The sequence below is a fragment of the Streptomyces sp. NPDC050504 genome (assembly GCF_044458065.1).
Taxonomy (GTDB): Bacteria; Actinomycetota; Actinomycetes; order Streptomycetales; family Streptomycetaceae; genus Streptomyces.
The window spans coordinates 106630-119474 of the sequence record NZ_JBITHO010000007.1 but is presented as its reverse complement, the minus strand read 5'-3'; the positions used below and the strand labels follow the sequence as shown (position 1 = coordinate 119474).

The 12845-nt window shown below is 70.4% G+C and carries 13 protein-coding genes; 12 read left to right on the top strand and 1 reads right to left on the bottom strand.

The genetic code is table 11. From position 1 onward, the window contains the following. The first annotated feature begins 2 nt into the window (after window positions 1–2). The gene (gene nusB / locus ACIBNE_RS26375) at window positions 3–434 is read left to right on the top strand and encodes a transcription antitermination factor NusB (RefSeq protein WP_399275642.1); all 432 of its coding nucleotides are present in this window, start codon (window positions 3–5) and stop codon (window positions 432–434) included. Window positions 435–597: 163 nt separating this feature from the next. Here the strand turns inward: nusB and bldD are convergent, their stop codons facing one another. Continuing rightward, window positions 598–1098, bottom strand: coding sequence for a transcriptional regulator BldD (gene bldD / locus ACIBNE_RS26370; RefSeq protein ID WP_399275640.1), 501 nt, complete (start codon window positions 1096–1098; stop codon window positions 598–600). Between the two features lie 219 nt (window positions 1099–1317). Here bldD and pyrR point away from each other — a divergent pair, with 219 nt between their 5' ends. The 11 genes from pyrR (at window position 1318) to rpoZ (ending at window position 12791) form a co-directional block, all read left to right on the top strand. After that, the gene (gene pyrR / locus ACIBNE_RS26365; protein WP_399275638.1) at window positions 1318–1893 is read left to right on the top strand and encodes a bifunctional pyr operon transcriptional regulator/uracil phosphoribosyltransferase PyrR; all 576 of its coding nucleotides are present in this window, start codon (window positions 1318–1320) and stop codon (window positions 1891–1893) included. Between the two features lie 96 nt (window positions 1894–1989). Then, on the top strand, window positions 1990–2970 hold the full coding sequence (locus ACIBNE_RS26360; RefSeq protein ID WP_399275636.1) for an aspartate carbamoyltransferase catalytic subunit: 981 nt from the start codon (window positions 1990–1992) through the stop codon (window positions 2968–2970). Window positions 2971–2972: 2 nt separating this feature from the next. Further along, complete coding sequence (locus ACIBNE_RS26355; protein WP_399275634.1) at window positions 2973–4259, top strand: dihydroorotase; 1287 nt, start codon at window positions 2973–2975, stop codon at window positions 4257–4259. Then, complete coding sequence (locus tag ACIBNE_RS26350) at window positions 4256–4819, top strand: hypothetical protein (protein ID WP_399275632.1); 564 nt, start codon at window positions 4256–4258, stop codon at window positions 4817–4819. Before ACIBNE_RS26355 ends, ACIBNE_RS26350 begins: the two co-directional genes overlap by 4 nt. Beyond that, entirely contained in the window at window positions 4816–5952 is a 1137-nt protein-coding gene (carA, locus tag ACIBNE_RS26345) for a glutamine-hydrolyzing carbamoyl-phosphate synthase small subunit (protein ID WP_399275630.1), read from the top strand. Before ACIBNE_RS26350 ends, carA begins: the two co-directional genes overlap by 4 nt. Next, on the top strand, window positions 5945–9256 hold the full coding sequence (gene carB, locus ACIBNE_RS26340) for a carbamoyl-phosphate synthase large subunit (RefSeq protein WP_399275628.1): 3312 nt from the start codon (window positions 5945–5947) through the stop codon (window positions 9254–9256). Before carA ends, carB begins: the two co-directional genes overlap by 8 nt. A gap of 87 nt (window positions 9257–9343) precedes the next feature. After that, window positions 9344–10459 (top strand): quinone-dependent dihydroorotate dehydrogenase, encoded by a 1116-nt coding sequence (locus ACIBNE_RS26335; RefSeq protein ID WP_399275626.1) that lies wholly within the window; start codon window positions 9344–9346, stop codon window positions 10457–10459. After that, window positions 10456–11322, top strand: coding sequence for an orotidine-5'-phosphate decarboxylase (pyrF, locus tag ACIBNE_RS26330; RefSeq protein WP_399275624.1), 867 nt, complete (start codon window positions 10456–10458; stop codon window positions 11320–11322). Before ACIBNE_RS26335 ends, pyrF begins: the two co-directional genes overlap by 4 nt. 249 nt (window positions 11323–11571) lie before the next feature. Further along, entirely contained in the window at window positions 11572–11895 is a 324-nt protein-coding gene (locus tag ACIBNE_RS26325) for an integration host factor (protein WP_014157387.1), read from the top strand. 38 nt (window positions 11896–11933) lie between these two features. Further along, window positions 11934–12491 carry a guanylate kinase gene (gene gmk, locus ACIBNE_RS26320; protein ID WP_399275622.1) on the top strand — a complete coding sequence of 186 codons (558 nt, stop codon included), beginning with the start codon at window positions 11934–11936 and terminating at the stop codon, window positions 12489–12491. A gap of 27 nt (window positions 12492–12518) precedes the next feature. Next, a complete protein-coding gene (rpoZ, locus tag ACIBNE_RS26315; RefSeq protein WP_017242218.1) occupies window positions 12519–12791 on the top strand; it encodes a DNA-directed RNA polymerase subunit omega in 273 nt (90 codons plus the stop codon). The last annotated feature ends 54 nt before the right edge of the window (window positions 12792–12845 follow it).

Below are 12845 nucleotides of genomic sequence, written 5' to 3'. Positions count from 1 at the left end.
CCGTGGCCGCCCGGAACAAGGCCCGCAAGCGCGCCTTCCAGATCCTCTTCGAGGCCGACCAGCGCGGGGCGACCGTGCAGACGGTCCTCGCGGACTGGGTGCGGCTCGCCAGGAGCGACACCAGGCAGCCGCCGGTCAACGAGTTCACGATGGACCTCGTCGAGGGGTACGCGCAGTACGCGGCCCGCATCGACGAGCTCATCTCCACGTACGCCGAGGGCTGGGCGCTCGACCGCATGCCGGTCGTCGACCGGAACATCCTGCGACTGGGCACCTACGAGCTGGTCTGGGTCGACGGGACGCCGGACGCCGTGGTGATCGACGAGGCGGTTCAGCTCGCCAAGGAGTTCTCCACCGACGACTCGCCCGCGTTCGTGAACGGGCTGCTGGCCCGCTTCAAGGAGCTGAAGCCGAACCTGCGCCGCGACGCCTAGGCGTTCGGCGACGAGCAGTGCCCCAGGGGCCCGCAGCGCGAGGTGCGCTGCGGGCCCCTGGGGCGTTCCCGCGCGCTGCGCGCGGGAGAGGAAAGCAAAGCCGGGGTGGGCGGGGCCTCAGCGGCCCCGCCCACCCCGGCGGTACGTTTCTGCTCGTCCTGCGTCAGGCGTCCTCGTGGCCCACCGCGCGGCGGGCGTCCGCGTCCAGAACGCCCCAGCTGATGAGCTGCTCGGTCAGGACGGACGGCGACTGGTCGTAAATGACGGCGAGGGTGCGCAGGTCGTCCTGGCGGATCGACAGCACCTTGCCGTTGTAGTCGCCGCGCTGCGACTGGATCGTCGCGGCGTAACGCTGCAGCGGGCCGGCCTTCTCGGCGGGGACGTGGGCAAGGCGCTCCAGGTCGAGCACGAGCTTGGGCGGCGGCTCCTGGGCCCCGCCCGGGGTCGTACCGGGAAGGAGCTCCTGCACCGGGACGCCGTAGAAGTCCGCGAGCTCGGCGAGGCGCTGCACGGTCACGGCACGGTCGCCGCGCTCGTACGAGCCGACCACGACGGCCTTCCAGCGACCCTGGGACTTCTCCTCCACGCCGTGGAGGGAGAGGCCCTGCTGGGTGCGGATGGCACGGAGCTTGGCCCCGAGCTGTTTTGCGTATTCGCTGGACATATGGCTCCCCGGACGCTGGAACAACATGCGGCTCCGCCGCGTGGCTGGTAACTCACTGTGAGGTTACGCAGCGTTACTTGGATGCGTCAAGCCGAATGGTCCACACCCTCCTGGGCCAACGGGGTGACTCACATCCGACACAAGCCCTGGTACCGTGGACGAAGCAATTTCGACGTCCTTTAAGGTCCGTCCCGTGAGGCGGAGAAGGAGGTCCGTTTTATGGACGCCAAAAATTCTCATACCGCGCGCCCCGTTCTTGAGGGCCCGGACATTGCGCGGGTGCTGACCCGCATCGCCCACGAAATCGTGGAGCGCGCCAAGGGCGCCGAAGAAGTGGTGCTCCTCGGAATTCCCACCCGCGGCGTTTTCCTCGCCCGGCGCCTGGCTGTCAAGCTGGAAGAGATCACCGGCCGCAAGGTTCCCGTCGGCTCCCTGGACATCACGATGTACCGGGACGACCTGCGCCTCAAGCCCGCCCGTGCGCTCGGCCGCACCGAGATCCCCGGTGACGGCGTCGACGGCCGCCTGGTCGTCCTCGTCGACGACGTGCTCTTCTCCGGCCGCACCATCCGCGCCGCCCTCGACGCGCTCGGCGACATCGGCCGCCCGCGCGCCGTACAGCTCGCCGTCCTGGTCGACCGCGGCCACCGCGAGCTTCCGATCCGCGCCGACTACGTCGGCAAGAACCTCCCCACGTCGCTGCGGGAGACGGTCAAGGTCCAGCTCGCCGAGGAGGACGGCCGCGACGCCGTGCTGCTCGGTCTGAAGCAGCCCGTTCCGGCCCGCGAGCAGTAGCGACTCCCCCTCCGTACCGGCCCGTTCCACCGTCGTACGGAGCGCTGCCGCGCGCCCGCACGCCCGAAACTCCATCACACCTGGAGACACACCCAGATGAAGCGTCACCTCATCTCGGCCGCCGACCTCACCCGCGACGACGCCGTACTCGTCCTCGACACCGCACAGGAGATGGCCCGGGTCGCCGACCGGCCGATCAAGAAGCTCCCGACCCTGCGCGGACGCACCATCTGCAACCTCTTCTTCGAGGACTCCACCCGCACCCGGATCTCCTTCGAAGCGGCCGAGAAGCGCCTGTCGGCCGACGTCATCAACTTCGCCGCCAAGGGTTCGTCGGTCTCCAAGGGCGAGTCCCTCAAGGACACCGCCCAGACCCTGGAGGCCATGGGCGTGGACGCCGTCGTCATCCGGCACGGCGCGTCCGGCGCCCCCTACCGGCTGGCCAACTCCGGCTGGATCGACGCCCCCGTCATCAACGCGGGCGACGGCACCCACCAGCACCCCACCCAGGCCCTGCTGGACGCCTTCACCATGCGCCGCCGCCTCGTCGGCGAGGACGCGCTCGGCCAGGACCTGACGGGCAAGAGCATCACCGTCGTCGGCGACGTCCTGCACAGCCGGGTCGCCCGCTCCAACGTCGAGCTGCTGCACACGCTGGGCGCCGAGGTCACCCTGGTGGCCCCGCCGACCCTGCTGCCCGTCGGCGTCGACCACTGGACCTGCGACGTCTCCTACGACCTCGACGCGGTCCTGCCCAAGTCCGACGCCGTGATGATGCTGCGCGTCCAGCGCGAGCGGATGAACGCGGCCTTCTTCCCGACCGAGCGCGAGTACGCCCGCCGCTACGGCCTCGACGGCGAGCGCATGGCCAAGATGCCCGAGCACGGCATCGTGATGCACCCCGGTCCGATGGTCCGCGGCATGGAGATCACGGCCGAGGTCGCCGACTCCCCGCGCTGCACCGTCATCGAGCAGGTCGCGAACGGCGTGCACACCCGCATGGCCGTCCTCTACCTGCTCCTGGGCGGCAACGAGCCCGCCGTCAGCCACACCCGTACCACCGAGGAGAGCAAGTAACCATGAGCAAGACCCTGATCCGCGGTGCGAAGGTGCTGGGCGGCGAGCCGCAGGACGTTCTCATCGACGGCGAGACCATCGAGGCGGTCGGCACGGGCCTGGAGGCCGCCGACGCCACCGTGATCGAGGCCGGGGGCCAGATCCTCCTGCCCGGCCTGGTCGACCTGCACACCCACCTCCGCGAGCCCGGCCGCGAGGACTCCGAGACGGTCCTCACCGGCACGCGGGCCGCCGCGCGCGGCGGCTACACCTCCGTGTTCGCCATGGCCAACACCTTCCCGGTCGCCGACACCGCCGGTGTCGTCGAGCAGGTGTGGCGGCTCGGCAAGGAGTCCGGCTACTGCGACGTACAGCCCATCGGCGCCGTCACCGTCGGCCTGGAGGGCAAGCAGCTCGCCGAGCTGGGCGCCATGCACGAGTCGGCCGCCGGCGTCACCGTCTTCTCCGACGACGGCAAGTGCGTCGACGACGCGGTGATCATGCGCCGCGCCCTGGAGTACGTGAAGGCCTTCGGCGGCGTCGTCGCCCAGCACGCCCAGGAGCCCCGCCTCACCGAGGGCGCCCAGATGAACGAGGGCGTCGTCTCGGCCGAGCTCGGCCTCGGCGGCTGGCCCGCCGTCGCCGAGGAGTCGATCATCGCGCGCGACGTCCTGCTCGCCGAGCACGTCGGCTCCCGCGTCCACATCTGCCACCTGTCGACCGCCGGCTCCGTCGAGATCGTCCGCTGGGCCAAGTCCCGCGGCATCGACGTCACCGCCGAGGTCACCCCGCACCACCTGCTCCTCACCGACGAGCTGGTGCGCAGCTACAACCCGGTCTACAAGGTGAACCCGCCGCTGCGCACCGAGGCCGACGTGCTGGCGCTGCGCACGGCCCTGGCCGACGGCACGATCGACATCGTCGCCACCGACCACGCCCCGCACCCGCACGAGGACAAGGACTGCGAGTGGGCCGCCGCGGCCATGGGCATGGTCGGCCTGGAGACCGCGCTCTCCGTCGTCCAGCACACCATGGTCGAGACCGGCCTGCTGGACTGGGCGGGCGTCGCCGAGCGCATGTCCTTCAAGCCCGCGGCCATCGGCACGGCCACCGGACACGGCCGCCCGGTCGCGGCGGGCGAACCCGCCAACCTCGTCCTGGTCGATCCCGATTACCGTGGAAACGTGGACCCCGCGGGCTTCGCCTCCCGCAGCCGCAACACCCCCTACGAGGGCCGCGAGCTGCCGGGACGCGTCACCCACACCTTCCTGCGGGGCCGTGCAACGGTCGTCGACGGGAAGCTCGCGTGACAACTCACATCCTCCTGGCCGCCGAGGAGAAGTCGGCGGAAGTAACCAACTGGTCCGGACGCATCGGCTGGCTGATCGGGCTCGCGCTCTTCGTCGCGCTCGTCTACTGGCTGATGCGCCAGGGATGGAAGTGGCGCGGCAGCCTCCAGTCGGACCTGCCGCCGCTTCCCGAGCTGCCCGAGTCCCCCGCTCCGGCGAGACTTGAGCTGACCGGCCGCTACCACGCCTCCACCACCGCGGGGCAGTGGCTGGACCGGATCGTGGCACACGGGCTCGGCACCCGCAGCCGCGTCGAGCTGACCCTCACCGACGAGGGCCTGGCGGTCGTGCGCCCCGGGGCGAACGACTTCTTCGTCCCGGCCGCGCAGCTGCGCGAGGCCAGGCTCGACAAGGGCATCGCGGGCAAGGTCCTGGCCGAGGGCGGTCTGCTCGTCGTCACCTGGCAGCACGGCGACAAGCTGATCGACTCCGGCTTCCGCTCCGACCGGGCCGCCGAACACACGGCCTGGGTCGAAGCAGTCAACAGCATGATCAACACTACGGAAGGCACCTCACGATGACGACCTCCACCAGGGGAGCCGGCAAGGCTCCCGCCGTACTCGTCCTGGAGGACGGCCGCACCTTCCGCGGCCGTGCCTACGGGGCCGTGGGGGAGACCTTCGGCGAGGCGGTCTTCAACACCGGCATGACCGGCTACCAGGAGACCCTGACCGACCCCTCCTACCACCGCCAGGTGGTCGTGATGACGGCGCCGCACATCGGCAACACCGGCGTCAACGACGAGGACGACGAGTCGAAGCGGATCTGGGTCTCCGGCTACGTCGTGCGCGACCCCGCCCGCATCCCCTCCAACTGGCGCTCCCGGCGCACGCTGGACGAGGAGCTGGAGCGCCAGGGCGTCGTCGGCATCTCCGGCATCGACACCCGCGCCCTCACCCGCCACCTGCGCGAGCGCGGCGCCATGCGCGTCGGCATCTTCTCCGGCGAGGCGCTGGCCGACGAGGCCGCGCTGCTCGCCCGCGTCAAGGACGCCCCGCAGATGAAGGGCGCCGACCTCTCCGCCGAGGTCGCCACCGCCGAGACGTACGTCGTCCCGGCGATCGGCACCAAGAAGTTCACCGTCGCCGCCATCGACCTCGGCATCAAGGGCATGACCCCGCACCGCATGGCCGAGCGCGGCATCGAGGTGCACGTCCTGCCCGCCACCGCCACCGTCGAGGACGTCTACGCGGTCAACCCCGACGGCGTCTTCCTCTCCAACGGCCCCGGCGACCCGTCCACCGCCGACGTCTCCGTCGTCCGGGCCGTCCTGGCGAAGAAGACCCCGCTGTTCGGCATCTGCTTCGGCAACCAGCTCCTGGGCCGCGCGCTCGGCTTCGGCACCTACAAGCTGAAGTACGGCCACCGGGGCATCAACCAGCCCGTCCAGGACCGCACCACGGGCAAGGTCGAGGTCACCGCGCACAACCACGGCTTCGCCGTCGACGCGCCCCTCGACAAGGTGTCCGAGACCCCCTACGGCCGCGCCGAGGTCTCGCACGTCTGCCTGAACGACGACGTCGTGGAGGGGCTGCGGCTGCTCGACCAGCCCGCCTTCTCCGTCCAGTACCACCCCGAGGCCGCCGCAGGTCCGCACGACGCCGCGTACCTCTTCGACCGCTTCGTATCTCTGATGGAGGCCGAGCGTGCCTAAGCGCACCGATATCCAGTCCGTCCTGGTCATCGGCTCCGGCCCGATCGTCATCGGCCAGGCCGCCGAGTTCGACTACTCCGGCACCCAGGCGTGCCGGGTGCTGAAGTCCGAGGGCCTGCGGGTCATCCTCGTGAACTCCAACCCGGCCACGATCATGACCGACCCGGAGATCGCCGACGCGACCTACGTCGAGCCGATCACCCCCGAGTTCGTCGAGAAGATCATCGCCAAGGAGCGCCCCGACGCGCTCCTGCCCACCCTCGGCGGCCAGACCGCGCTCAACACCGCGATCTCCATGCACGAGCAGGGCGTGCTGGAGAAGTACGGGGTCGAGCTGATCGGCGCCAACGTCGAGGCCATCAACAAGGGCGAGGACCGTGACCTCTTCAAGGGCGTCGTCGAGGCCGTCAAGGCCAAGATCGGCTCCGGCGAGTCCGCCCGCTCGGTCATCTGCCACTCCATGGACGACGTCATCGAGGGCGTCGACACGCTCGGCGGCTACCCCGTCGTCGTCCGCCCCTCCTTCACCATGGGCGGCGCGGGCTCCGGCTTCGCGCACGACGAGGACGAGCTGCGCCGCATCGCGGGCCAGGGCCTGACGCTCTCCCCGACCACCGAGGTGCTCCTGGAGGAGTCCATCCTCGGCTGGAAGGAGTACGAGCTGGAGCTGATGCGCGACAAGGCCGACAACGTCGTGGTCGTCTGCTCCATCGAGAACTTCGACCCGATGGGCGTGCACACCGGCGACTCCATCACCGTCGCGCCCGCCATGACGCTCACCGACCGCGAGTACCAGCGGCTGCGCGACATCGGCATCGCGATCATCCGCGAGGTCGGCGTCGACACCGGCGGCTGCAACATCCAGTTCGCGATCAACCCGGACGACGGCCGCGTGATCGTCATCGAGATGAACCCGCGCGTCTCCCGCTCGTCCGCCCTGGCGTCCAAGGCCACCGGCTTCCCGATCGCCAAGATCGCCGCCAAGCTGGCCATCGGCTACACCCTGGACGAGGTCCCGAACGACATCACGGAGAAGACCCCGGCGTCGTTCGAGCCCACCCTCGACTACGTCGTCGTCAAGGCCCCGCGGTTCGCCTTCGAGAAGTTCCCGTCCGCCGACGCCACCCTCACCACCACCATGAAGTCGGTGGGCGAGGCCATGGCGATCGGCCGCAACTTCACCGAGGCGTTCCAGAAGGCCCTGCGCTCGCTGGAGAAGAAGGGCTCCCAGTTCTCCTTCACCGGCCCCGTCGGTGACAAGAAGGAGCTGCTCGAAGCCTCCGTCCGCCCCACCGACGGCCGCATCAACACCGTCATGGACGCGATCCGGGCCGGCGCGACCCAGGAGGAGGTCTTCGACTACACGAAGATCGACCCCTGGTTCGTCGACCAGCTCTTCCTCATCAAGGAGATCGCGGACGAGCTCGCCGGGGCCGAGCGCCTCGACGCCGACCTGCTCGCCCACGCCAAGCGCCACGGCTTCTCCGACGCCCAGATCGCGGAGATCCGCGGCCTGCGCGAGGACGTCGTCCGCGAGGTCAGGCACGCCCTCGGGGTCCGCCCGGTCTACAAGACGGTCGACACCTGCGCCGCCGAGTTCGCCGCCAAGACCCCGTACTTCTACTCCTCGTACGACGAGGAGAACGAGGTCGCGCCCCGCGAGAAGCCCGCGGTGATCATCCTGGGCTCCGGCCCGAACCGCATCGGCCAGGGCATCGAGTTCGACTACTCCTGCGTCCACGCCTCCTTCGCGCTGAGCGACGCGGGCTACGAGACCGTGATGGTCAACTGCAACCCGGAGACCGTCTCCACCGACTACGACACCTCCGACCGCCTGTACTTCGAGCCGCTGACGCTCGAAGACGTGCTGGAGATCGTCCACGCCGAGTCCCTCGCGGGCCCGATCGCGGGCGTCGTCGTCCAGCTCGGCGGCCAGACCCCGCTCGGCCTCGCCCAGGCGCTCAAGGACAACGGCGTGCCGGTCGTCGGCACGCCCCCCGAGGCGATCCACGCCGCCGAGGACCGCGGCGCCTTCGGCCAGGTGCTCGCCGAGGCCGGGCTGCCCGCGCCCAAGCACGGCACCGCCACCACCTTCGCCGGCGCCAAGGCCATCGCCGACGAGATCGGCTACCCCGTCCTGGTCCGCCCGTCGTACGTGCTCGGCGGCCGCGGCATGGAGATCGTCTACGACGAGACTCGCCTTGAGGCGTACATCGCCGAGTCCACCGAGATCTCCCCGACGCGCCCGGTCCTCGTCGACCGGTTCCTCGACGACGCCATCGAGATCGACGTGGACGCGCTCTACGACGGCCACGAGCTCTACCTCGGCGGCGTCATGGAGCACATCGAGGAGGCCGGCATCCACTCCGGCGACTCGGCGTGCGCCCTGCCCCCGATCACGCTCGGCGGCCACGACATCAAGCGGCTGCGCGCCTCCACCGAGGCCATCGCCAAGGGCGTCGGCGTGCGCGGACTGATCAACATCCAGTTCGCGATGGCCGGCGACATCCTGTACGTCCTGGAGGCCAACCCGCGCGCGTCCCGCACCGTCCCCTTCACCTCGAAGGCGACCGCGGTCCCGCTCGCCAAGGCCGCCGCGCGCATCTCGCTCGGCGCCACCGTCGCCGAGCTGCGCGCCGAGGGCCTGCTGCCCAGGGAGGGCGACGGCGGCACCCTGCCGCTGGACGCGCCGATCTCCGTCAAGGAGGCCGTGATGCCGTGGAGCCGCTTCCGCGACATCCACGGGCGCGGCGTCGACACGGTCCTCGGCCCGGAGATGCGTTCCACCGGCGAGGTCATGGGCATCGACTCGGTCTTCGGCACGGCGTACGCCAAGTCGCAGGCCGGCGCGTACGGCCCGCTGCCCACCAAGGGCCGCGCCTTCATCTCCGTCGCCAACCGCGACAAGCGCTCGATGATCTTCCCGGCGCGCGAGCTGGTCGCCCACGGCTTCGAGCTGCTCGCCACCTTCGGCACCGCCGAGGTGCTGAAGCGCAACGGCATCAACGCCACCATCGTGCGCAAGCAGTCCGAGGGCGAGGGCCCGAACGGCGAGAAGACGGTCGTCCAGCTGATCCACGACGGCCAGGTCGACCTCATCGTCAACACCCCGTACGGCACCGGCGGCCGCCTCGACGGCTACGAGATCCGTACGGCGGCGGTGGCCCGCTCCGTGCCGTGCCTGACCACGGTCCAGGCGCTCGCCGCCGCGGTCCAGGGCATCGACGCCCTCAACCGGGGCGACGTCTCGGTCCGCTCGCTCCAGGAACACGCACAGCGCCTGACAGCGGCCCGCGAGCAGTAGGAACGGGGGAGGGGGACACCGGGAACGGTGTCCCCCTCTTCATGCGACCCCCGTCACGCTTCACGCGGAAACCGAGAAATCGAGAACATGTACAAGATCTTCTTCAACCTCGTCTTCAAGCGCATGGACCCCGAGAAGGCCCACTACCTGGCCTTCCGCTGGATCCGCCTCGCGGCCCGCGTCCCCGTCCTGCGCACCTTCGTCGCCGCCGTGCTCGCGCCCCGCCACGAAGAGCTGCGCACCGAGGCGTTCGGCCTGCGGATGCACGGCCCCTTCGGCCTCGCCGCCGGGTTCGACAAGAACGCCGTGGCCATCGACGGCATGTCGATGCTCGGCTTCGACCACATCGAGATCGGCACGGTCACCGGCCTGCCGCAGCCGGGCAACCCCAAGAAGCGGCTCTTCCGCCTCGTGCCCGACCGCGCGCTGATCAACCGCATGGGCTTCAACAACGAGGGCTCCGAGGCCGTGGCCGCGCGCCTGGCCGCCCGCAACCCGGTCTTCAGGACCACGGTCGGCGTCAACATCGGCAAGACCAAGGTCGTCCCGGAGGCCGAGGCCGTCGGCGACTACGTCCTGTCCACCGAGCGCCTGGCCGGGCACGCCGACTACCTGGTCGTCAACGTCTCCTCGCCCAACACCCCCGGCCTGCGCAACCTCCAGGCCACCGAGTCGCTGCGGCCGCTGCTCACCGCCGTGCGCGAAGCGGCCGACCGCACGGTCACCGAGCGCCGCGTCCCGCTGCTGGTCAAGATCGCCCCCGATCTCGCCGACGAGGACGTGGACGCCGTCGCCGACCTCGCCGTCGAGCTGGGCCTGGACGGCATCATCGCCACCAACACCACCATCGCCCGCGAGGGCCTGGGCCTGAAGTCCGACCCCGCGCTGGTCAAGGAGACCGGCGGGCTGTCCGGCGCGCCGCTCAAGGAGCGCTCCCTCGATGTCCTGCGCAGGCTGCACGCGCGCGTGGGCGACGAGATCACGCTGGTGGGCGTCGGCGGCATCGAGACCGCCGAGGACGCCTGGCGGCGCATCCTCGCCGGAGCCACGCTGGTCCAGGGCTACAGCGCCTTCATCTACGAGGGCCCGTTCTACGCCCGCGCGATCCACCGGGGCCTCGCCGCCCGCCTGGCCGCTTCCCCGTACGCCACCCTCGCCGAAGCCGTCGGCGCCGACACCCGGAAGGCGGGTACCTCCGCATGACCCCGCAGCCCTTCGGCGCACGCCTGCGCCACGCCATGGACACCCGCGGTCCGCTCTGCGTCGGCATCGACCCGCACGCCTCGCTGCTCTCCGAGTGGGGCCTGAACGACGACATCGACGGCCTGGAGCGCTTCACGCGCACGACCGTGGAGGCGCTGGCCGACAGCGTCGCGGTCTTCAAGCCGCAGGCCGCGTTCTTCGAGCGCTTCGGCTCGCGCGGCGTCGCCGTCCTGGAGCGCGCCGTCGCCGACCTGCGGGCGGCGGGCGCCCTGGTGGTCATGGACGCCAAGCGCGGCGACATCGGCTCGACCATGGCCGCGTACGCCGAGGCGTTCCTGCGCGAGGACTCGCCGCTGTTCTCGGACGCGCTGACGGTATCGCCCTACCTGGGCTACGGCTCGCTGAAGCCCGCGGTCGACCTGGCGCGGAAGAGCGGCGCGGGACTGTTCGTGCTCGCCCTCACCTCGAACCCGGAGGGCGCCGAGGTCCAGCGGGCCGTGCGGGAGGACGGCAGGACCATCGGCGCGACGATGCTCGCCCACCTCGCCGAGGAGAACGCGGGCGAGGACCCGATGGGCTCCTTCGGCGCGGTCGTGGGCGCGACGCTCGGCGACCTGTCCTCCTTCGACCTCGACGTCAACGGGCCGCTGCTGGCCCCCGGCATCGGAGCCCAGGGCGCGACCCCCGCCGACCTTCCGCGCGTGTTCGGCGCGGCGGTGGGCAACGTGGTGCCGAACGTCAGCCGCGGGGTCCTGCGCCACGGTCCCGACGCGGCGGGCCTGCGGGAGGCGGCCGCGCGCTTCGCGGACGAGGTCCGCACAGCGGTTCGGGCCGGGGGCGCGGCCGGTGCCGTGAGCGCCTGACGGCCGTGCTCGGGGTTTGTTGACAAATTCCTTACGCAAAACCCGGGTGTTATGTCCGGAAAGTCCTGGTCGAGCGATGCTGACCAGGACTTTTCGTCTGTTCTCGCTGACTAGAGCGCTTGTGGCCGCTAGTCTCCGTCGAGAGTCATCGGGCAGCGCACCCGTGCGATGCCCGTTGCTCGCTGGTGTGGGGCGACGAGTTCCGCACCGGTCCGTATCCGACAGTTCGACATCCGAGGTGACGTAGGCGTGGCTCTTCCGCCCCTTACCCCTGAACAGCGCGCAGCCGCGCTCGAAAAGGCCGCCGCGGCTCGCCGGGAGCGGGCCGAGGTCAAGAATCGACTCAAGCACTCCGGCGCCTCCCTCCACGAGGTCATCAAGCAGGGCCAGGAGAACGACGTCATCGGGAAGATGAAGGTCTCCGCCCTCCTTGAGTCCCTGCCCGGCGTGGGCAAGGTCCGGGCCAAGCAGATCATGGAGCGGCTCGGCATCTCCGAGAGCCGCCGCGTGCGGGGCCTCGGCTCCAACCAGATCGCCTCCCTGGAGCGCGAGTTCGGCGGCAGCGCCGCCTGACGTCTCAGGCACCCCTGAGAAGCTGGAATAATCGATGCATGAATGAACGTCCGCGGTTGACCGTGCTCTCCGGCCCCTCTGGGGTCGGCAAGAGCACGGTCGTCGCCCATATGCGCAAAGTCCACCCCGAGGTCTGGCTCTCGGTGTCGGCGACGACACGGGGGCCCCGCCCCGGCGAGCGTCACGGCGTCCAGTACTTCTTCGTGGACGACGAGGAGTTCGACAAGCTGGTCGCCAACGGCGAACTCCTTGAGTGGGCCGAGTTCGCGGGCAACCGCTACGGCACACCGCGTCGCGCCGTCCTGGACCGCCTGGAGGCGGGCGAGCCGGTCCTCCTGGAGATCGACCTCCAGGGCGCGCGGCAGGTCAAGGAGTCGATGTCCGACTCCCAGCTGGTCTTCCTCGCCCCGCCGAGCTGGGACGAACTGGTCCGCCGCCTCACCGGCCGCGGCACCGAGGCGCCCGACGTCATCGAGCGCAGGCTGGACGCCGCCAAGGTGGAGCTGGCCGCCGAGGCCGAGTTCGACACCACCCTGGTCAACACCTCCGTCGAGGACGTAGCACGTGAGCTGCTAGCCTTGATGAAGGTTCTTTAGATCTTCACCCCCATCGGAAGGCAGAGAGTGTCCTCTTCCATGACCGCGCCCGAGGGCATCATCAACCCGCCGATTGATGAGCTGCTCGAAGCGACCGACTCGAAGTACAGCCTGGTCATCTACGCCGCCAAGCGCGCGCGCCAGATCAACGCGTACTACTCGCAGCTCGGCGAGGGCCTGCTGGAGTACGTCGGCCCGCTGGTGGACACCCACGTCCACGAGAAGCCGCTCTCCATCGCGCTGCGCGAGATCAACGCGGGTCTGCTGACGTCCGAGGCCATCGAGGGCCCGGCGCAGTAACCGGCACTTCATTTGTCCCCACGGGCCCGGCGGAGCATCCGCCGGGCCCGTGGT

Bases quoted from the DNA above. Each gene is read 5' to 3' on its own strand.
- bldD (WP_399275640.1), bottom strand. From the start codon at position 1,098: ATGTCCAGCGAATACGCAAAACAGCTCGGGGCCAAGCTCCGTGCCATC.
- pyrR (WP_399275638.1), top strand. From the start codon at position 1,318: ATGGACGCCAAAAATTCTCATACCGCGCGCCCCGTTCTTGAGGGCCCG.
- ACIBNE_RS26360 (WP_399275636.1), top strand. From the start codon at position 1,990: ATGAAGCGTCACCTCATCTCGGCCGCCGACCTCACCCGCGACGACGCC.
- ACIBNE_RS26355 (WP_399275634.1), top strand. From the start codon at position 2,973: ATGAGCAAGACCCTGATCCGCGGTGCGAAGGTGCTGGGCGGCGAGCCG.
- carA (WP_399275630.1), top strand. From the start codon at position 4,816: ATGACGACCTCCACCAGGGGAGCCGGCAAGGCTCCCGCCGTACTCGTC.
- ACIBNE_RS26335 (WP_399275626.1), top strand. From the start codon at position 9,344: ATGTACAAGATCTTCTTCAACCTCGTCTTCAAGCGCATGGACCCCGAG.
- pyrF (WP_399275624.1), top strand. From the start codon at position 10,456: ATGACCCCGCAGCCCTTCGGCGCACGCCTGCGCCACGCCATGGACACC.
- gmk (WP_399275622.1), top strand. From the start codon at position 11,934: ATGAATGAACGTCCGCGGTTGACCGTGCTCTCCGGCCCCTCTGGGGTC.